At 57.2% G+C, this 20,272-nt stretch carries 15 protein-coding genes and 1 pseudogene; 9 read left to right on the top strand and 7 right to left on the bottom strand.

Features of this window, described 5'->3' with window-relative positions; all coding sequences use genetic code 11:
• Positions 1 to 58: 58 nt before the first annotated feature.
• Both VGD45_RS11840 and VGD45_RS11835 read left to right on the top strand, forming a co-directional pair.
• Positions 59 to 505 (top strand): winged helix-turn-helix transcriptional regulator, encoded by a 447-nt coding sequence (locus tag VGD45_RS11840; protein ID WP_331155510.1) that lies wholly within the window; start codon positions 59 to 61, stop codon positions 503 to 505.
• A gap of 753 nt (positions 506 to 1,258) precedes the next feature.
• Complete coding sequence (locus VGD45_RS11835; RefSeq protein ID WP_331155509.1) at positions 1,259 to 1,945, top strand: phytanoyl-CoA dioxygenase family protein; 687 nt, start codon at positions 1,259 to 1,261, stop codon at positions 1,943 to 1,945.
• 152 nt (positions 1,946 to 2,097) lie between these two features.
• Here the strand turns inward: VGD45_RS11835 and VGD45_RS11830 are convergent, their stop codons facing one another.
• From VGD45_RS11830 to VGD45_RS11815, 4 genes are all read right to left on the bottom strand, one after another.
• Entirely contained in the window at positions 2,098 to 2,418 is a 321-nt protein-coding gene (locus tag VGD45_RS11830; protein ID WP_331155508.1) for a type II toxin-antitoxin system RelE/ParE family toxin, read from the bottom strand.
• Positions 2,418 to 2,666 (bottom strand): ribbon-helix-helix domain-containing protein, encoded by a 249-nt coding sequence (locus VGD45_RS11825; protein ID WP_331155507.1) that lies wholly within the window; start codon positions 2,664 to 2,666, stop codon positions 2,418 to 2,420. The genes VGD45_RS11830 and VGD45_RS11825 overlap by 1 nt, the downstream gene beginning before the upstream one ends.
• 770 nt (positions 2,667 to 3,436) lie before the next feature.
• A complete protein-coding gene (locus VGD45_RS11820) occupies positions 3,437 to 4,300 on the bottom strand; it encodes an SDR family oxidoreductase (protein ID WP_331155506.1) in 864 nt (287 codons plus the stop codon).
• 45 nt (positions 4,301 to 4,345) lie between these two features.
• Positions 4,346 to 5,101: an SDR family oxidoreductase gene (locus VGD45_RS11815; RefSeq protein WP_331155505.1), complete on the bottom strand. Its 756-nt coding sequence runs from the start codon at positions 5,099 to 5,101 to the stop codon at positions 4,346 to 4,348.
• A 149-nt stretch (positions 5,102 to 5,250) separates the two neighbouring features.
• Here VGD45_RS11815 and VGD45_RS11810 point away from each other — a divergent pair, with 149 nt between their 5' ends.
• Both VGD45_RS11810 and VGD45_RS11805 read left to right on the top strand, forming a co-directional pair.
• On the top strand, positions 5,251 to 6,207 hold the full coding sequence (locus VGD45_RS11810; protein ID WP_331155504.1) for an AraC family transcriptional regulator: 957 nt from the start codon (positions 5,251 to 5,253) through the stop codon (positions 6,205 to 6,207).
• A gap of 890 nt (positions 6,208 to 7,097) precedes the next feature.
• Complete coding sequence (locus VGD45_RS11805; RefSeq protein ID WP_331155503.1) at positions 7,098 to 8,249, top strand: hypothetical protein; 1,152 nt, start codon at positions 7,098 to 7,100, stop codon at positions 8,247 to 8,249.
• A gap of 219 nt (positions 8,250 to 8,468) precedes the next feature.
• Here VGD45_RS11805 and VGD45_RS11800 read toward each other — a convergent pair whose 3' ends face one another.
• On the bottom strand, positions 8,469 to 9,434 hold the full coding sequence (locus tag VGD45_RS11800) for a putative phage abortive infection protein (protein ID WP_331155502.1): 966 nt from the start codon (positions 9,432 to 9,434) through the stop codon (positions 8,469 to 8,471).
• A gap of 151 nt (positions 9,435 to 9,585) precedes the next feature.
• The gene (locus VGD45_RS11795; RefSeq protein WP_331155501.1) at positions 9,586 to 12,546 is read right to left on the bottom strand and encodes a TrlF family AAA-like ATPase; all 2,961 of its coding nucleotides are present in this window, start codon (positions 12,544 to 12,546) and stop codon (positions 9,586 to 9,588) included.
• A 630-nt stretch (positions 12,547 to 13,176) separates the two neighbouring features.
• On the opposite strand from VGD45_RS11795, the gene VGD45_RS11790 reads away from it, so the two are divergent.
• The 4 genes and pseudogenes from VGD45_RS11790 to VGD45_RS11780 all read left to right on the top strand — a co-directional run bounded on the left by VGD45_RS11790 (position 13,177) and on the right by VGD45_RS11780 (position 17,740).
• Positions 13,177 to 14,580 (top strand): Arm DNA-binding domain-containing protein, encoded by a 1,404-nt coding sequence (locus tag VGD45_RS11790; protein WP_331155500.1) that lies wholly within the window; start codon positions 13,177 to 13,179, stop codon positions 14,578 to 14,580.
• A 474-nt stretch (positions 14,581 to 15,054) separates the two neighbouring features.
• On the top strand, positions 15,055 to 15,438 hold the full coding sequence (locus tag VGD45_RS11785; protein ID WP_331155499.1) for a helix-turn-helix transcriptional regulator: 384 nt from the start codon (positions 15,055 to 15,057) through the stop codon (positions 15,436 to 15,438).
• Positions 15,439 to 15,742: 304 nt separating this feature from the next.
• A pseudogene (locus VGD45_RS34100) lies at positions 15,743 to 16,171 on the top strand (ATP-binding protein); the annotation flags it as partial.
• A 99-nt stretch (positions 16,172 to 16,270) separates the two neighbouring features.
• Entirely contained in the window at positions 16,271 to 17,740 is a 1,470-nt protein-coding gene (locus VGD45_RS11780; protein WP_331155498.1) for a hypothetical protein, read from the top strand.
• A 232-nt stretch (positions 17,741 to 17,972) separates the two neighbouring features.
• Here VGD45_RS11780 and VGD45_RS11775 read toward each other — a convergent pair whose 3' ends face one another.
• Positions 17,973 to 19,292 carry an RNA-binding domain-containing protein gene (locus VGD45_RS11775; RefSeq protein ID WP_331155497.1) on the bottom strand — a complete coding sequence of 440 codons (1,320 nt, stop codon included), beginning with the start codon at positions 19,290 to 19,292 and terminating at the stop codon, positions 17,973 to 17,975.
• A gap of 260 nt (positions 19,293 to 19,552) precedes the next feature.
• Here VGD45_RS11775 and VGD45_RS11770 point away from each other — a divergent pair, with 260 nt between their 5' ends.
• Positions 19,553 to 19,945: a hypothetical protein gene (locus VGD45_RS11770; RefSeq protein ID WP_331155496.1), complete on the top strand. Its 393-nt coding sequence runs from the start codon at positions 19,553 to 19,555 to the stop codon at positions 19,943 to 19,945.
• The last annotated feature ends 327 nt before the right edge of the window (positions 19,946 to 20,272 follow it).

The following is a 20,272-nucleotide window of genomic DNA, read 5'->3' as shown; positions in this document are numbered from 1 at the left end:
CTTGTTTCAACGATGGCAGATTAGATATACGGTATGTATCTGCTTTCAAGAACGCACCATGAATAGCCTAGATATAGCCGGCGATACCGACCTCGAGACGTTGTCAAATCGCGCGCTCTGCGACATGCCGAGGGTGCGGCCGGTGCTGGATCGGATTGCCGACAAGTGGACCATCCTGATCCTCATCGTGCTGTGTCCGAAACCTACCCGGTTCAACGAGCTCAAACGACGCCTCGGGGGCATCACGCATAAAGCGCTGGCGGATTCGTTGAAGCGCCTGGAGCGAGACGGTCTGGTGACGCGGAAGGTATTACCCACGACGCCCATCGGCGTGGAGTACGCAATCACTCCGCTTGGCCATTCGCTGCGCCAGCCGTTCGAGGCTCTGTGCGCCTGGGCGCTGGCTCATGGTGACGCCATCCTCCAACACAGTCAGCGAGCCGGCGAGTCGCGAGCGAGTGAAGCGACGCCCTCGCCCGACGATGGCGTCAAAATCAAACGTTAGCCATCGCCCCGACCGCACGCACGAGCGCGGAAATGAATCTGTGTCGCGATCACATGCATCCTTCTCGCAGTCGAAGCGTCCGCCGCTATCGAGACACGAGCCCACCTCCAGCTGCCCCGGCACTTCGAGGGCAATCACCAATCCTAGGATCATCGCGAGAACGCTCAAGAGTACGGCCCAGATGCCGCGGGCGTGGAATGATGGTGGCCTCCCCTCGATTCCGAAGGGGGACTTCGCGCTTGATGATCCAATACACACCGACTGCTGCGAAGCCAATACCGAAGATCAGGTGCCATGCTGGGCTCATCTTTCGCTTCGCACTTCATAGCTCCGTGTTCCCGATGCTGGGATCCGATCGCACGCGAATCGTAGACATCAGGAGTTTGGCACTGACTCGGCACTGGAGTCGCGCCAGAGCGGACTAGTATGTTGTGCGCCGAGGGGAAGGGATGGTGGAAAGGGAGGGACTCGAAAACTCGACCGCGATTCGAAGAATTCGTAAGTTACGGAATTGTGGTTAGATGGAGGGCCCCGGAATACCTCCAAAATCCCCAGGTTGGCACTGGATTTGGCACTAGGGTTGGTGCGGGGCAGACGTCACAATCGCCAAGCGCTTCAATCCATGTAAACGATGATGCGCGCCGCGACAGCGCCGCTATCATACTGAGCCGGCGAGTCGGAAGTATCGCCGACTTATCGGCGATACTCGCAGATGCGCTTCGCCAAATACAACTTAGCCTGATCGAATCAACCGTGAGTCAATTGAGCAGCATTGAGCGCGACGGCTTTGCGATAGTATTTGGCGTTCTGGACGAGCGCACTCGACTCGATCTCATTCGGGATGTGGAAGAATTGCTCCTTGAATCTACGGCCGGTATCCGCGAACTTGCCGCCAAAGTGCCAAGCGTCGCTGCACTGGCCCGGTCAGCTACCGTTCGTTCTCTGGTCGAGCCGGTGCTTGGTCCGCAAGCCATGTTGGTCCGCTCGATCCTCTTCAATAAGAGTTTGGATGCCAATTGGCAGGTGGCTTGGCATCAAGATCTGACCATTGCGGTCGCAAGTCAGGAGGAGGCTGAGGGTTACTCATCCTGGTCGGTGAAAGAAGGCGTCGTGCATGTCCAGCCGCCGGTGCAGGTTCTCGAGCAGATGCTGAGCGTACGGCTGCATCTTGATCCGGCCGACGACACAAATGGAGCATTGTGGGTGTCTCCTGCTTCACATCGTGAAGGTCGGCTGCGAGCCGGTGAAGCGGCGAGTGTGGCCGAGCGCAACGGCAAGCATCTGTGTGTGGTGCAGGCGGGCGATGCGCTTCTGTTCCGGCCACTCATTCTTCATGCGTCGCGAAAGGCCAAGTCGCTCAAGCCTCGGCGAGTTATTCACTTGGAGTTCACCGGCGCATCGTTGCCAAAGTCACTTGCATGGGGCGAGGTCGCCGCATGAGAAGCTCCGGCCTGCAATGCGCGATGCCGCCGAGGTGCAAAGGTCAGAGCAGCTGTCCACTGTTGACCGTCTGTCCACGCCGCGTGGACAACGCCAATTTCGTGGACAGCGCGTCGCTCACCTTCGTAACGTGCGATAGCGAAACAGAAAACCTATAAAGGTTCGCGCATCCAAGCCGGAATATCGCGCTCGCCATGAAGGACGCGCCAAACGTCCACGTAGTCGTCTCTTTCGACGTAGAAGACGAGGTGCGGATACTTCTGCAACGGCCAGAAACGCAAGCCGGGAAGATTCAATTCATGGGCATACCTGGAAGATCCAGTGCCCGGATGACGGCTGATACGACTATACGCTCGCTCCAGCGCATCAATGAAGCCGAGGGCAGCTTCCGGGGCGTTCTCGCTCAGGTAATAGTCGATCGCCTCGTCTGCGTCCTGCTTGGCCAGTTCGCGCGGAACGACGGCCTTGGGCATTATCGACGAGCGCCGGATTTGGTGGCCCGGACTCTGCGGCGCAAACCTTCGAAATATGCATCGTCAACCGGCTTTGTCGGCGCAGACGACGCGCCGGCGAGTAGGAGACTGCGCAACTGCAGGCGATCCTGCTCTTTGCGTATGAGTTCACGAACGTATTCGCTGCTCGTGCCGTAGCCGCGCTCATTGACCTGCTCGTCGACGAAGTCCTTGAGCGAGTCTGGCAAGGAAATGTTCATCGTGGTCATAAGGGGAATGGTAGCGCTGTTGGCAAATTTTGGCAAACTCTGGCAGATGGTGTCCTTATGGGCACACAGATCGCCGCTGGACCTCGGCTATCTAAATCCCTTGGGCATAGAGAGCGGCGTGGACAGCGTCACGCGCGGGCGGTGTCTCAACCGCAGCTAGTGCACTTTCGCGAAGTGACTCAGCGAGTCCCGATTCGCCGACTCCAATGAATACGTCGAGGAGCAGACGTACTTGCGTCACGTAGTAATGGATGTAGGCGTCAAATCTTGGCGCGTTGCTGGGAGGTTCATTGGCGAGGTCAGCAATATCTTCGTTCAAGATGCGACTCCACCGGCGAATCGAGCCGTCCGGGTCCCGAACGAGTTTGCGGGCAAGGTCAAAGTCCTTGGATCTGACGATCGCGGCCATCGCGAGGTCAGCGCATTTCTCGGCGAGCCCGTACCAAGGCCGCCGCTAAGTCCCTGTTCACGACGCAATTCACGGTCACGCCATAGCCATCCTCCGCCAGTTTGCGAGCGATGGCCGCACCGATGCATCGAGAAGATCCGGTGCAAGTGCAGATCGTCCAGCACCTGAAGGAGGCTGCGCTGAGCTGGTGCTTGTTGACCCTACCAAGATTGCCGGTGAGAGGGCGACCGCCGTCAATAACTCGCGCCGAGAAAGCTGCTGCCGCTCGAGGACCGATTGCTCATCGTCTCTTTCCGTTTCGCTCACAACATCCTCCATCTACGTTGCGCGTGCGCTCGAGCCGTGCTGCTGAGTCGGACGCTCAGACCACTCCGCCATTCACAAACACCACTTGGCCCGTTACCCAGCCGCCATCGCCGCGCACTAACGTGGAGACAACATTGGCGATGTCTTCGGGTTCGCCCAATCGGCCAAAAGGCGTGCGCTGTACGAAGCCCTGGATCTCCTCCTTGGTTTTGCCATCTGTAAACAGAGTGGTATTCACCAGGCCCGGAGCAATGGCATTGACCGACACGCGTCTCGTACCGAGTTCTTTTGCGAGGACGCCTGCATACATGTCTTGCGCCGCTTTGCTTGCCGCGTAAGGACCATAAGTCGGAGAGCGAAGCTGTGTGATGCTGGAGGATAGAGTAAGGATGCGACCACCATCGCTCACACGCCGAGCGGCTTCGCGCAGGACATGGAAGCTGCCTTTGATGTTGACGTCGATCATCCGGTTGAAATCTTCATCAGTCATCTTGGCGAAGGGCGCCAGTCGCATGATGCCGGCGTTACTCACGACGACGTCTACGCCGCCGAATTCTTTCTCGTTGGCCTCAAACAGACTCGCAACAGCACGTGCATCGCTCACGTCTGCTTGTCGCCAGATCGCCTGACCGCCGGCGCGTTCAATGTCCCGAACGACGCCCGCCGCCAACTCAGTGTTCTTCACGCAATTGACGGTCACCTTGTAACCATCCTGCGCAAGACGCTTCGCGATGGCAGCACCAATGCCTCGCGAAGAACCCGTGACCACCGCAACCTTGCCGTTCTCTTCAGTGGCTTTCGATGACGTTTGGGGGTTAGCACTGAGCGCCATCATGGCCGGCGCAACCACCGCACTGGTGGCAAGAAATCGGCGGCGGGATATGTTCTTCTTATCCGAGCCCGTGGAATCGCTTGGCATGGTGAATCCCTCTTTGCAGCGTTGTTTGGACGTGCGGTTTGTTGCTCAGGCCGCGTGTGCGCGTGGGTTGAGCTGTTCGAACACCATCTCGAACCGATGCTCCGCCTCGGCCTTGCGCAACAGTTCCACCCGGCGAACACAGAGTTCAGCAGGGGAGCGTTCTAGCAAGGCCATCACCTCGCAAATGAACTCATCGAGAGGCATGCCACGCGGATCCGTCGCATGCCCCGGCATGAGATCCGTCCTCACCGATGGGGGAATGAGCTCGATGACTTCCGTCGTGGTGCCTTCGAACTGTCGACGCAACGACAGCGTGTAGGAGTGCACGGCAGCTTTTGTCGCGCAGTACGTGGGTGTGCAAGCCATCGGCACGAAGGCGAGGCCCGACGAGACGTTGATGATCGTTGATCGGGGCTGGCGCCGAAGGTGCGGGAGAAGCGCGGCTGTGAGTCGTATTGGCCCGAGCAAGTTTGTAGCCACGATCTGTTCCGCGGTCGTAAGGTCAGCCTGCGGATTGGTCAAGTCCTCGGCAACCATGATGCCCGCGTTGTTGATCAGGACGTTCAGGTCCGGATACTGCTGCGCCAGGTTGGTACTAACGTCGCGAATAGCGTCCGCATCCGTGACGTCCAGTACAAGGCCTTCAAGCGCCGGACGTTCGATAAGAAGTTGGTCTAACTTGCCTTGACTGCGAGCGGCAACAATCACGTGATTGCCGCGCTCAAGAAGCTCTTCCGCTAGTCGCAGTCCGATGCCGGAGGCCCCTCCGGTGATGAGTATGGTGTTCCCTGAAATCTGCATGTCACACCTCCAGCGTCGGTAGCACTGTGCTCGAACGCCAGATGACGCAGACCGGTTTTGCTTGAACCTACTCCAAAGTTGCCTATTCCTGCCGGTGGCTTCTGGAGCACCTCTCCTCGGTGTAATTTCAAGGCATGAGTATGAAGAGAATGTCCAAACTTCCGGTGCTTGAGCGCTTGAAGGAATCGGTGCGTCGCTACGCCGATCAGCATTCAAATGCAGACGGGCTCGCGATCACGCCTGTCCCGGGCCTGCGCATGATGCGGGTCTATAAACCGAGCGGGCCGATCCGATCCATGTATCGGCCGTTGGTGTGTTTGGTGCTTCAAGGTGCGAAGCAGATGACAGTCGGTCGGACGGCAAGAACATTCACCGCAGGTCAGGCAGTGATCGTGGCGGTGGATCTGCCTGTTATCGGCCGAATCGTCGAGGCTACGCGAAGCCAGCCGTATCTCGCTGTCGCCATTGAGGTCGACATGACGATCATGCAACTGATCGCCTCGCAGGTTGCCGAGACCCGACCCACGCCGGAGAAGCTCTCGCCGCTCGCCATCGAACAGTTAGACGACGATATAGTCCTGTGCGCTGAAAGATTAATGCGGTTGGTCGACGAGCCTGATGCTGTTCCAGTTCTCAGGCCTGCCGTGCTGCAAGAGCTGCACTACTGGCTGCTGAAGAGTCGCTATGGTCCCTCCTTGCGTGCTCTGAGCTTTCCTCAAGGGAACACGCAACGCATTTTGGTCGCTATCGAAATTATTCGCAAAGATTTCCGTAAGCCGATCGCTGTAGAAGAACTCGCTGCAGCTGCGAACATGAGCCCTTCGGCATTCCATCGCCACTTTCGAGCAGTGACCTCGCTCTCGCCATTGCAATTCCAGAAGCAGCTCCGATTGATCGAAGCGCGCCGATTGATGCTGAACGAACGGGTCACGGCGCGCCGTGCTGCGTTTCAGGTCGGTTACGAGAGTGCCTCTCAGTTCACCCGTGAATATCACCGGACCTTCGGCGCTCCGCCTCGCACACACGCAACTGGCAAGAAGCCGAAGAAGCGATCAACAACAGGCGTAACTCGACGCCTGAGTTCCGCGAGACAGTTGGGTGATTGAGCTGGCGTTCAGAGCAGGCGACTCAGCTCGTGGCTTGTTCACATGCGCGGATCGTTTGCGGCGGAGTTTTGAAGGCCGTCATCACGGGAACGAGAGCTGGGCATTCGGCTGTTTCTGCGCCTACGCGATCTAAACCATCCGTACGATCGCTGGCGGTGGACGCTAATGATGACCGTCAAGGCGCGCTATCGTGAGCCGTACAACGCACGTCATTCCTTCGTGAGCTGGAATCTGATGCCCGGGAAGAATCTGCTCTGGGTCGCCAAGCAGCACGGCCACAGCGTGCAGACGATGCTCGACGTTTATGCCGCTTGGATCGAGGGCTCGCAAGAGACGGATTTGGACGCCATTCGTCGGGCCATGGAAGCAAGCCCCAAGTCGCCAGGTCGCACACTCTTGCTATTGCCTGGTTTCAGCCCCCGGCGTCCTCAACCGTCCCCAGAATTTGGCAGTAGCCCCCACCATGAGGGGCTAAGTCGCGGAATGAGAAGGGAATTCTATGGTGGAAAGGGAGGGACTCGAAAACGCCCTGACAGGTAAGCGCATCAGTAACTTACTGGAATGTCGGCATATGAAGTCCCCGTAGATCCCCTCCGAGCCCCTGATTTGGCACTGGATTTGGCACTAAGGATTTCGGCTCGGCCAATGGGTCGCGGTTGCTTTGTCGAGCGTCGCTGCGAAAGTCTCGTTTCGCAATCCGGTGAATGCAACCATCTGCGACGACTTGCGATAGATGTACGCGGGGCGAGCCAGCCAACGTGAACGATGAGACCAACGGCGAGCCTGCGCGGCGACAGATGCGCGCAGCTCGCGGTGCCCCGTACAGTTGCCGACAATCCTGCCGATACGGCAAAGTAGCTCACGCAACGAACAACAACGAGGGCTGAAGCTTGGCAGCACAGGAGCCCGCCACATGCCAGTGGCATGATGCAATTCCTTGCCAGTTCGATCCGTCGGAGTTAGCTGAGGCGTCCGATATCGTTCTATGGCAAGGGCGTGCCTATTGCCAGTTGCACCTGCCGCTCCTCGCCGGCGCATTGAAGAGGGGATTCAGCGATACGGCGTGCGGTCACATCAAGACGGCCCTGAATCTTCGCGGCGTGCAGTTCCCGCCGCGACAGTACAACCTAAATACGAAGAACGTAGACACAGACCTGCGCGAGTGTGCGTTCGCTGCCGATGTCGCCCTGTCGCTAGGTAGCTCGAAATTCGATATGTCAGGCTCAACTTTCGGATCCAGCGCGCGTCCGCCACAGGGCCGCATAACCCTATCACTCGCCGATCATGCGACGGTGCAGCTTGATGGTGCACGTGTGTTCACATCGTTGGAGATCCAGTGCCAGCAAGGATCGCACCACGCGCGCAACTGGAGCATGCAACGTGTCGCGTTCTGGGGCGAGTTACTATTGAAGGACGTCAAGTTCACAGGAAGCTTGGACTTCAGCGGCGCACGCTTTTATGCGCCCGTCAGGTTTGACAACACGAAAATGCCGCAGCAAACGCGCGGCGACCGCCTTCACTTCGCGAAATCAGCGCTGACTCCCGATGCCGAGGGCAACTACAGGTCCGCACGCCTCGTGTTCGCCGACCATAAGAACCGCGAGCTTGAAGGGGTCTTCTACGCCTGCGAAAAGCGCTGTCACCGACAGTCGCTCAGCCCACGACACCTGCGCAACTGGTTGCCGCTCTCCCTTTCGAATCTATACGACCTCACTAGCGGCTACGGCCACAGCTACGGAAAGGCGTTAACCGCGTTCCTTGTGATACAGGTGCTGTTTGGATTGGGATACTCAGTAGCCTCCGAAAGATTCGAGCTTGCACCCGCTACTGACTGGAACGTTGTGCTATTCACGCTAGCTCAGGTCGCGAAGCCATTTGATTTGCTATCTGCTCGCTCCTACGACACGACCCTTTTCGGCGTGGTCAATCTCAGTGAAGCCTCACCATGGTGGGGCATAGCAGCCTTCATTCACTCGACGATATCGCTCGCGCTCATCGCGCTCTTCTTGCTTGCAGTGCGGTGGCGCTTCCGTAGAGACTAGTGCGGAGTGCGTCGGCGTGAATCCGATCAACGTTGCGGCCGGACTGCTCTGGCCGTTTTCTCGGCACAAGCACGTCGGTGCCGTTGTGATCAGCGCTCTTCATCGCGCGCGCACGGTGGCACTGACGGAATGATCGGCAGTATACGTCCGCGGCGGTTCGGTGCGATGCGCGGCACAAGTCAGCACAACGTCACGGCTACGTTACGGGGGAGTCCCAATTCATCCTGGCAGACGCGCCCCCGCGGCCGCTGATGATCGCGGGTGGACTTCCTCCCATTCGAAGTAACCCTTGGGGAATAGACGCGGCGCTTCCAGATCCAGAAGCGGATCAAAGAAGTGCTTCGGCAAATTCTTGACCATTCTATAATCAAGGATGAGATTCTGCTTCCACCAATTGAAGCCGACCGGCGTCAACGAGTTGACGAGTAGAAGCGCTTGCTCGTGAGTCGTGAGCTGGGCGCGCAGTGTCTTCACATAGTCGTACTTGTCGATGCTGATCTTTTGCTGATCTACGTACCTAACCGACTGATACAAATGTCTGTAGTAGTGACCTAAACGCGATTGGTGCCCGCGGAATGGACGGTATCCTATCGCGTATTCCTTGCAGACTCGCTCGCAGACATCAGCGTCCTGCAGCTTCCAATCCATCTCATCGACCAAAGCTTCGTCGATATCCCCTAGTGCGTGCCGGAGCATTCGCGATGAATTTGGACCCACTCCATAGAACACGCAGTAGTAAGCCAGCTTGAGTAGCGCGCGCTGCTCGATCCTGATGCCGAGCCCTTCAACACTGGATCGTGCGATTTCCATCGCCGCCAATAGCTCCGAGTAAATCTTGATGAAAACTCGCCGACCATGAGCCTCGCCAAGCTGAACTTCGGCAACATTGTCCCGATGCATCTTGATCAGCTCGAAGAATCGGGCCTCGAACGACTGCAGCTGTTGCGCAACACGCTGGCTGTGGAGAGTCGCGTAAAGCAGCCAGACACTCAGCAGCACGAACAAAGTCCCGACATAGCCGCCGACGAAATCGCCGAGTTGACCCGCCCCCTCAGCACTCGCGGAATCCGCGCCGCGGAACGCATCGGTAAGGAATATTGCGTTCATTGCCGCGAAACCACCGACCACAATGAGGAGCCCAACGCGATTGCGTCTGAACCAGGTTTCGTTGTCTTTCTCAATCATGGCTTTCAGATCATCAGGACTGAGTTGATGCACATTCCAGTGATGTCAGGAGTGTGAGGGGCTCGCTTTTCGGATGTCGAGCGCCAGGGGCGGCCGCCGAGTAAGAGAGCTGCGTTGTCCAGCTTGACGCAGGCCAGTGGGGAGGCGAAATTCATGCAACCAGGAATCGGTATCTTCGCGCTCGATCTTTGAAGGCTCTTTCCCCTCCCTCCAAGATCGCGCACACCTGCATCCGTATTTCCCGGTTCTCCAGTGAACCGCCCTGATAACTAATTGTGGGCAACCCGCCGCTCTCCGACGAAACCGCCGATGCAACGATGACTTGGTCCACATCAGTATTGACCACGAGGTTTGCGTTGTGAGTCACGATGACTACTTGACGACGTCCGCGGGCATCCCGGAAATGCGGTACGAGTTCATCGAAGACAGATTTCGGATCTAGGTTCTCCTCGGGTTGATCGATGATCAGGGGCCGCAAGTCCGATTTGTCTAACACGAGGTATAACAAAAGAAGAACGATGCCACGAGTTCCCGGCGAGAGTTTTTCGATCGGCGTATTGTCGTACCTCAGGGAATAGTGCATTTCGACGTGAGAGCTGTCATAGAGCCAGGCTGCCAATGACTGAATCCATTGTCCACGTCGTTCCGGTCCAATGTCGTTCGGTATGGCAGAGGTTAGGTCATCGCGGTAATTGTCAATGAACTGTTGCATCGCCAAGCTCACGTCATCAGGAGTACCGCTTCTCCATACCGGAAGAAGTTCTCCTTCAACGATTTCTTTCAGTGCACCTTCACCCTTGAATGCGGTCGCTTTCCTTAGATCTAGCAGTTCCTTCCCAGCTTCGATCCATGCGTCGACGTTTACGTTACGCTCAACTACGCAACGAAGCTTTCCCAGCGCCCCTTTTCCTTCAATGAGCTGAGTTTTCAGTGGAGCGTACAGCTCGTTCAGCGTTTGCTCCTCGTCCTCGAAGGTTTCGAAGATCGTCCTATAGATGACGCGCCTGTTCTCGATGAGCTTCTTTCTGCGGTCGTCCGCGGACTGACTCTCTGTGATCTGGCCGTCTATTTTGGCGAGCAATGCCTCAAGCCGTGAAGCCTCGCGTTGCAAAATGTCATATTTCTTCTGCTGTTCCGAATCGATTCCAACCAGAACTTTCAGTGCATCCCGCTGCTCTTGCAGAACTTTCAGAGGCCATGCTGCTGTCGGTGCAGCGCTCAGATCAACTGATGCTCCTTGTTTACCGTTGATCGCGAGATCGATCGCCTTGTCCGCCGCCGCGATCTCCCGGTTTAGAATTGCGTCCACGTCGGCCGAATAGCTCTGCAGAAACCTCTGCCAGTCTTCCGGCGTAAGTTTCACCTCGGGAAATCGCGCCTGGAGCTGAGTAAGTCGACTCTGTGCGCCAGACTGGCGGTGGTTCTTCACCTCCAGGCGCAAGTCATTGAGTGAGTTCTTCCGGCGCTTCAGCCCTTCTACATGCAACTGAGCGCTCGTCAACGCCGTCTCAAACAGGGCAAGGCGAGCCGCATGGGCTGCCGCGTCTTTAGGAATGAGATTCGTCAAGTCCTTGCGGACATTCTCGAGGTTCTTCCCCTGCTTAATCCTTTCCCCTTTCAGCTCCTTGAGACCGGCAATGAGCTTATCCTCTCGGACAATCGCGTTTGTGACGATCTCGATCTCCTGGCGCAAATCGGTGCGTCGTTGACGAATGGGTTCATCGAGTAGTGTCACCAGTTCTTCGAATGAAGATGTCTGCATTCGCTTTGACTGTTCGATCGATTCATAGATGACACGTTCGATCTCATGGCGCAGTTCAGTAGCGAGCCCAGGACCGGAACACAGTCTCTCAACAAATCGCTGGGATAGGTACCGGACACGCTCACCATGCAGCCAGTCGATCTCGTAGTGAGGAACTCGCAGGAGCTGCGGCGCCGCCACCTCTCCGTCAGCCCAACTCAGCTCCACGCTTTCGTCACTCAGATGTTCCTCCGCCCGACTGAGGAAAGACGAGTCCGCTAGTGATTCGGCTGAGCACCCAGCGCCATGGGCGATCATCTCGACTAGGGCAGACTTGCCCGACCCTCGAGCGCCAATAATGGCTACCAGGCCGGTATTCACTGGTACCACGTTCTCTGCGATCCAAGAGGCATCGTCGAACCTGACGCTGGAGATCGAACGTGCCCCGCCTCCATCGAGCGGCGGTGCCTCACCGATCCAAACTCGGCGCTCGGGTTCCAGCACGGCCTGGCGCAATGCCTCGAACGTAAGGTCGCCTTTGATCCAGCAAAATCGATTCAGGCTAGGTGCCGCTGTTTGCTTCTCCGAGTGTCCATCCGAGCCGTGGAGGCAGGGTTTGAGAAAGCCATATGTCTTCTCGATGAACGCTGCGTCTGTACCGAGGCGCTTTCCCAGCCAGAACGCTCGCTGGCTTGGCGTGCTTGCAAAGATGATGTCCGCGAATCGTTCTATTTCTCTCCGCATCAATGCATACGAGTCGTCCGCTTGTAGCCCTGCGGTCCCATCGTTACTGCTTCCAGCGACCGCAACCAGACAATTGTCTCTGAGCCATTTTTCGCTTCTGAATAGCGCCTTCACCTGGTCCAGGGTGACCTTGAATTGCTGCGCGCCGTAACGTGCTGCTGCCTGATCGTCTAGCTGCAAGGGATCAAACGCACGGCCGAGTTCGGCGAGCTGGTCGAGCTTGCACTGATAAGTCCGTCCGTCGTTCTCAAATTCAAGGCGACCCAAGATCCTCTCGATTTCGATCTCGTGCTTCGGATCATCTGGCGAGAATATTAGGTGAAGGTTGACAGGGAGCTTCTTATCAGTCTTTATATCAAGCCGCATTTCAACATTCGGAAAGACGAGCGCCACGCCCGGCAGTTCCCCTTTCTTCCATCGGTCCTTTACGCTGCGATATGTCTGAATGCAGAAATAGTCAGTGACACCAACGGCACGAATTGGAGGGGCAGCTGTATTGATCCTCGCAAGGTACTTTTTCCAATCGCCGTTAAATTGATCGTTTAATAGCGTCCCCGGCGCGTGTAGGTGAGGATCCCATCTGTGCCAGTGAGAGCCGGCAGCATTGATATTTGGTGGCGCGGTCATAGTTGTTTATTCCTGGGTGAGTTAGCGACCGATTGGCCCGTTTCCTTGTGCAGGGGCGGGTGACGCTTGCATATTGTTCTACGACTGCTGTCCTTAAGGAGTCTGCCGCAAATATGGTCAATTCTTCTGCCGGCGACAGTGGGTTAGATCACATTCTGGTAGGGAGTCGTTCTGAATTCAGTTCGGGCACCACTCGAACGCCAGGGAATGTGGAAGTGGAGTCAGCGGCATAGCGGAGCTAAGCGGCCAAACAGTCTTTCTCTCGTCGGCGCCCCATTAGATAGAGAGCTTATGCGCGATCCGCCGATCATCTTCATTGCCAGGCGAGCTACTCGGCTCAACTAGTTATCGATTCAACGAGTCCGGACCCTCCCGTTCTCTAAGTCGCTACCTCGACATTGAAATAACTCTCCGCGCTATGTCGATAAGCAGTCCCTGAAATTTTTGACGCGGTGCAGTGGGCGCCACCAAAATCCGCGTTCTCTGGCGTCGATCACGAACCATGGGGTACCCACTTGTTGCAACCAAGCTCTACTTGCGCTGCGGGACTGGGCGCTCAGTGAGTCTATGGAGGACAAGGCCGGCGCCATTGATGATATTTGAATCGCAAACTCGAGTTGGGGATATACGATGCGCAGGTCCTGCAATGGCGGCATCACTCCCAGAGGCTGTCGCGCAATTCAATACGATTTCATGTTTCAGGGCGTCCGTTATCGGCCGTCACTGAGGCGAACACCCACGGAAGCGAATCTTCGCCGCGCCCGTGAGCATCTGGCGGCCATCAAGGAACGGATCGCGGCAGGCACCTTCCAGTTCGCCGAGGAGTTTCCACGGTATCGACACGTTGATGCTGTGATGAGCGCGCCCAGTCAGCGCACGTGTGGCTACGTGTTCGACGCTTTCTTGAATCACTGCGCGTCTCTTCAGCTGAAGGGTGCCATGGAGGAGATCACGGTTGCGGGTTATAAGAAGATCTTGGATGGCATTTGGCGACCGAAGATCGGCCATCGAAACTTCTTGCAGGTCACTCACTCAGAACTCGTCAGCATCGCTGATTCGCATGTCTGGAGCCGGAAGACCTACAACAACGCGATCAGCGCGCTGCGTGTCGCGTTCGAGTTCGGCTTTCGCGCTCATCCGCAGTATCACAATCCTGCGTCGATGCTGAGGTGCGTACGCATTCGCAAGCGAGATCGAGTGATCGACCCGTTCCGGATCGATGAGGCCGAGCGCCTCATCGCTGCGATTCGTCAGGACTGGGGTGAGGCGCAGGAGAATTACGATGAGTTCCGATTCTTTACTGGGCTCAGGCCGTCGGAAGAGATTGCGCTGCTGACCTCGGACTACGACGCGGTGAATGGAACGCTGCGTGTGTCAAAAGCACGCGTGGCCGGAATAGATAAGAACTGCACGAAGACCGGAGAGGATCGCACCGTGACGCTGTGTGCGCGGGCGGTCCGGATATTGGCTCGTCAGCTCAAATTGCGAGCGCGATTGAAGGCCGGTGGGCTGATTGATCACCACCATCTTTTCTTCACCGCCGAGGGCAGGGTGATTCGTCACCTGCAATACGTCGGTCGGCGATGGCGACAATCGCTGTCTCGCCTGTCCGACCTTCGCTATCGCCGCCCGTATAACGCGCGCCATTCATCCGTGAGTTGGAACCTGATGCTCGGCAAAAGTCCGCTGTGGGTCAGTAGGCAGCATGGCCACCGTCCGGAAACCATGTTCCGCGCCTACGCGGCCTGGACTGAAGAAGCGCCGGAGTCCGAGGTGGTTCTCATCCGCGAGGCGATGGGCTTGAGCGATCAGCCGCGGCATAAAAAGAAGAGCGTTCGCCCCACCGTGGCCCCGCGAGTTGGCACAGAAATAGGCACAAGCGGCCCGATGCCACGGCCTAATTTGCTGAAAATTCAGGAGTTGATTGGTGGAAAGGGAGGGACTCGCGTAGGCGAGAAATCCCTCGACAATTTCCATCGACCCAGAAACACGATCAGAGACTTACCCCGGATAGTTACCCCGAATCAGCCCTGACTGCCAGGCGGCCGGAGCCGGTGCTACTGCACCGCCCTCGGCCTACCAACACCTGACTACGAGGTGCAGTCATGGCTACGCCGATTATCCCCCGGCCGATCCGGGGTCGTCTCTATTGCCAAACCGTCGACGCTCTTTCTCCCGCCCCCACCAAAGCCGCTAGCGCCCATACCACCGGCGATCCTCGCCCGGACGGCATGACCCAGCTGTTGGAGCAGAAAACACCACCGCCGCTCCGTCGCTGTGGGGACTGCCAGCTGGACCTCGGCCGCGATGTTCTCCGCGCGCTCTGCACCTGCCCGCGCTGGGGCAAGCGGCGACTTGGCGTCGAGAGTCACTGTCCGGCGTTCGTCGCCAAGGAAGGTGCGCAATGAACTCTTTCGAAGTGCCCTGCCTCGCGGATGTGCTCGTCGCCCTTGTGCCTCTGATCGAGCGCGGACTGGGCACGCTCGATCAGGCGGAGGTGCGGCGGCCATGAATCTGATACGCGCTGAATCGAAGCGTTACTTCACGGCACTAGGCGCGCACATCGCTCAACTCCGCAAGGAGCGGGGTATGACGCAAGCGGAGTTGGCGCGCGCTATCGGTGTTTCTCAGCAGGCCGTTTTCGCTTACGAACTCGGTGACCGCCGTGTCTCGGTGCTTATTCTGACCAGAATCGCCAAAGTATTCACCGTCCGTGTCGAGGAGTTGATCGGCCTCGCTCGGCCCGTGGGAATTCGGAAAGGGCGGCTGTCTCCAAGGGCAATGCGGCATGCGGAGCGGTTGCAGGCACTTTCTAAGACGCAGCAACGGTTTGTCATCCGGATCATTGACGTATTGGAGGCTGGTCACAAATTGCGCTCCTCGTACCACTGAGTATCCATTCCCGTTCATCAACATTCCCTGTGCTGGCGAAGAAAGAGAGCCGCGCGAAAGAAACAAAGTCGGATATGAGCGGCATAAGAGGCATTGGGGCGTGGAACGACTTTGCGCCCCGTGTGTAGCTGTACAAACAGACAGTATCGGGGTACATTTATCTCTCTACGGGCTGCGCTGATCAGCTCGTCCAAGTTGGTTGCAGTCAACGCCTGCGGTCAAGAAGAGGCTCTTCAGGAGTTGCCTCGTCATCAGCATCCGGCGCCTCGCGAGCTTGTGTCGTCAAGAGGAGGAATGTTTGGTTATGATGTCGCATTCCCGTGCCTCAATGGACAAGTGTATGGCGAAACCGCATGTTCAACCTTCGCTATTTGAAGAGGACTACCTTCTCCGCGAACTTGGGCCTGTGGCGCACTATCCGCACATTGCGCTTACGGAGCTTGTTGCAAATGCGTGGGATGCCGGTGCATCGCAGGTGAGCCTCGTTCTTCCAGCTGAGGTTGGTGGGACTCTGACGATAACAGATGACGGTCACGGAATGACGCCGGAGCAATTCAAACATCGATGGATGACGCTGGGATACGATCGCGCGAAGCATCAAGGACCTAACGTTGAGTTCCCGGAGGGTGCGACCAGGAAGCCTCGCAAGGCGTATGGGCGCAATGGGGTGGGGCGACACGGACTGCTATGTTTCGCAAACGAGTATCAGGTGGAGACATGGCGGCGTGGCGTTTTATCGACCTTCGTCGTTGGCACGGATGCTGGGCCGAGTCCATTCGTTCTACTGAGTGAGGCTAGTGGACGCAGAGAGGGGCACGGAACACGGTTATCGGTGGAAGCAGCTCGCAGGTTGCCTGACGCTGAAGAAGCGTTGTCGATGCTGGCGGCTCGCTTCGTTCACGACCCTGAGTTTACGGTTTTGGTGAACGGTCGTTCGCTTGCCTTTCATGAGCTCGAGGGCAAGGTGGCGGAGGCGAGGGTAACAATCGATAACACTCGCTCGGCAACCGTCATCGTTATCGATTCGACGCGTGTTAGCCATTCCTCGATGCATCACGGCGTTGCCTTCTGGTCGCAGCGTCGGCTCGTCGGAGATGCATCATGGACGATCGGACATGTTGCTGCATTCGACGGGCGTACACGATTCGCCAGGCGGTACAATGTGATCGTCGACACCGAGGGATTTGAAAAGGACGTCACTTCTGACTGGACTACCTTTCGCAACAATCCTCCGGTCGAGGAGTTGTATCGGCGAACCGCACAAGAAATCAGTCGAATAGCGCAAGCGCTAGCCGCGGAGACCGTGGAAGAATCATCTGCGGACGCGCTTATCCAGAACCGATCAGATTTCGTTTCTCTCGGCCATGGCGCCAGAATTGAAGTGGCCGAATTCACGGTAGCGGTTGCTCGCGCGCATCCGACCATGGCGCCGGAATTTCTCTCCGCGGCGGTTCAGGCGGTTATCAATTTGGAGAAATCTAAGAGTGGCGCTGCGCTGCTTCACAAGCTCGCAGTGCTTCATCCGGAGGATGTGGAAGGCTTGGATAGGTTGCTCATGGAGTGGACTGTAAAGGACGCGCTCCGGGTTCTCGATGAAATCGATGGGCGACTTGGCGTAATTGACTCCATACGACGGCTCGCTCGCGACCGAACAGCCGATGAGCTGCACACACTGCATCCGCTCGTGTTGCGATCCCGATGGATTTTTGGTCCCGAGTTCGAGTCGCAGGAATACTGTTCAAACGCAACACTTCAGACGATCGCCCGGGCTCTGTTCAACAAGCCGGATGCAAAGTTTGTAAATGAAAAGAATCGCCCGGACGTGGTTGTTTTGCCAGAACGGACGACCTGCCAACTCACCGGTATCGAGATGTTTGATCCGGTGGATCCTGCTTTGGTGCGGCTGCAGAATGTTCTGCTGATCGAGTTAAAAAAGGGAGACTTTGAGATCACCAGGAAAGAAGTCACGCAGGCCGACGGCTATGCTCAGGACATCGCGGCGTCGGGCATGCTGGCAGGCAAGCCATTTGTGTGCGCGTGGGTTGTAGGCGAGACAATTGCCCGGGGCACTGCCCGTGAGAAGGATTTACGGACCGACAGCGGAGAGGTGTACGCGAGAATCAGGGCTACGACATACGGGGCACTCGTGGATACGGCAAATCGCCGGCTCCTTCGTTTGCGCGACGCGTTGTCGAATCGGTACGCGGCAATGCCCACCGATAGTCTCTTGAATCGAGTTCTCGGAAGCCCGGAGCAGACAAAGATGGACTTGATCGGCGCTTCGCCGCCGCAGGCAACGTAAGCCGATGCTGTCTGTAGGCTCTCCGCGGGTACTCCGCTGGGCGGCCTCACAGGAAGAGCAGCGAGTGGGCTTCAGCGTCGTTCCACAGAAGTCGCCAGGTCCTGATATGCGCGCGTAGAATCACCGCACGGCGCCATGATATTGGCGGCAAACACCCGATAGCCGTCGGAGGCCGAAGAAATGCATTTGTGGTCCAAAGGGATCTCTCGATGCAGCCTGAGCTCGTCTTGACTCACAAGGGCACGTCGACGCCGACCCGATTCAGTAGTTCGAGCTGAATTTCTCCTACCGATAAGCGGCGCTTTCCAGAGTCAGTTTTTACGTAAACCTCCCCGCCGCCAGTTGCGTACAGGAGCGCTCGACGCGCAGCCGGGACCCTGATCTCAACCACGTATAGATCTGGAATCACTTGCATTCCATCAGTGATGTGATGCATTTCGATCCGATACGCGGTGGGCGCAAACGTTGGTGTGATTTGATGGAGCTTATCAGTCACCACACGTCGCACCTCGTCGCAATCCTGCTCTGACAGCAAGACTCCGGTGATCGTTCGATCCTCGTCTCGTATCCCCCACAGAATCAAACCTTCCTGAGGATGCCCCGCGTTGAGGAACGCCACGACGTACTGATCCACAAGGCTTCTGATCGCAGCCACTGGACTGCTTCCCTTGATCTCTTTCAATTCACAGGTGCGACTTTCAGGTAGAGGAAAGACGGCGCCACGCACCCATTCCGCCCGCCGCCGAGCTTTGAGACGCGGCCGCTGCTGCTCAATCAAGTTATTGTAGTACGCTAGTGAATGGACATCGGTGACACGGGACTCCAGATAGATCGTGTTGTCGAATCGTTGGATTGGCTGTCGACTTGACAGCAGTATGACCTGAGAAGTCGCGGCGATGGCTTCCAGCAGCTTTGCAGTCAAATGATCTTCTCCGAACCAGCCGAACTCATCGACAATCAACGGAAGACTCTCGCGCGATCGACTTCGGCGCGCGAGCTCACCTAGAAAGGTGCGAAGAGTCATCTCCCTGCCACTCGCCGCAGCTCCCCCTTCCATGACTCCACTTTCTAGCAGCTGCCACCATTCCCGCGTACGCTTGAAGCTGGCCGGAATAGCTGCCTTGAGATCGTCCGAGCTGAGATCGCATGGTCGAGACAAGGTCGAAGGCAGATGCAAAAGCCTAGGCCCCGCAGGATTGGACCATGCAGCCAGTAATCGCAGCTTCAAAGTATTCGTCGATTCACAACTGTCCGCGCTCCTGGAGAATTGCTCGACGGTTACATCGCTGCCGTTCCTCTGCGCCACAGACAGACGGAGATGCTCGGCAACGTCTCCCTCCCTGACGCAGACATCAACGACGGAAGGACCAATCCCATCTTCTTCGATCCGGAGCGCCGGTCTGCCAATCAGTGCTGCGACAATGGCGCCAGTCAGCTGTGACTTGCCAGAGCCATTCTGGCCTACAATGACGTTGACGACACCCGGCCGAAAGGCAAACTCAGCTGATTCAAACGGTCCAAAATTCTTGAGCGAAATGCGATCAAAGAACATACGGCGCTCTCCCGGACAAAGGCTCATTTGCTTGCCACCAGAACTCGGAACACATTCGAGTGTCCGGAGATAACTCATTAGACCGGGAAGGCCAGCATGCGTGTCTCCTCGTCCTTCAAAATCTCAGACTGGAAGATGCTGGCACCCTGCGCTAGGGTTAGCGGCTTAACGAAACGACTCCAGTCCTGGAGAATCTGCAGGAATGGCAAAGCCGACTTGAGCGGGATTCGACCATCTAGTCAATATTGGCTCGTTATCGCATGCCGGAACGAATTGAACTGCCCGTCGAGGGCTCCGATCTCTGGATAGGTGCAATGATGTACCTGTGCCTTCTGACCTATCCCCAGTCGACCGATCAGGCAAAAAGGGAAAGGCTGTATCGTGCTTTCTGCAGTTACACTGTTCGCGCGGCGCGACATCATCGACGACTCCCCAAGGGCGGCAACAAGCATCATTCGGACCTCCTGAAGAGCGTCCCGAAGCAGCAGATGCTGAACTCTCTGAACTTCGCGAACCGGCACATACTGCTGCGGTTATTGGCGGCCGGAGAAGTTTCTGTGTTCTGGCACCATGAAATGGGCGAGTCGGCGGATAGTTGGGTAGCGACCACCGCTCGAGATTCAGCGAGATCGGCGCTGGATGCGGCTTCGTGAGGGCGAACGCCCCGAGGGGTTCCAGGGTGGATGGCGCTGGAATGGACAAGCACCTGAGTCCTACGTGGAAGCATGTCGGTACGAATCGGAGGAACATGTGCCGTCAGTGAATGACATCGTGCGCGCCATATCCGCCCAGATCGGAATGCATGAAAGAAATGTCCGGTCACACGTCATCGCCCCCGCTAGAGCGGTTATGCATATGGCGGAGGGCCTTCGATGCACGATCCTGGAGTTGCGGGATTGCAGCAAAGAACCAGATCCGAAGCTGCCGATGGGGTTTGACCTTCTGGGTCTGCTTCGACATCCGGCTTGGGTCAAACGTGC

It is taken from the genome of Steroidobacter sp., from assembly GCF_036402275.1.
Lineage (GTDB): Bacteria > Pseudomonadota > Gammaproteobacteria > Steroidobacterales > Steroidobacteraceae > Steroidobacter.
The sequence above is the reverse complement of the archived record's forward strand: the minus strand, read 5'-3'. Positions and strand labels throughout refer to the sequence as shown.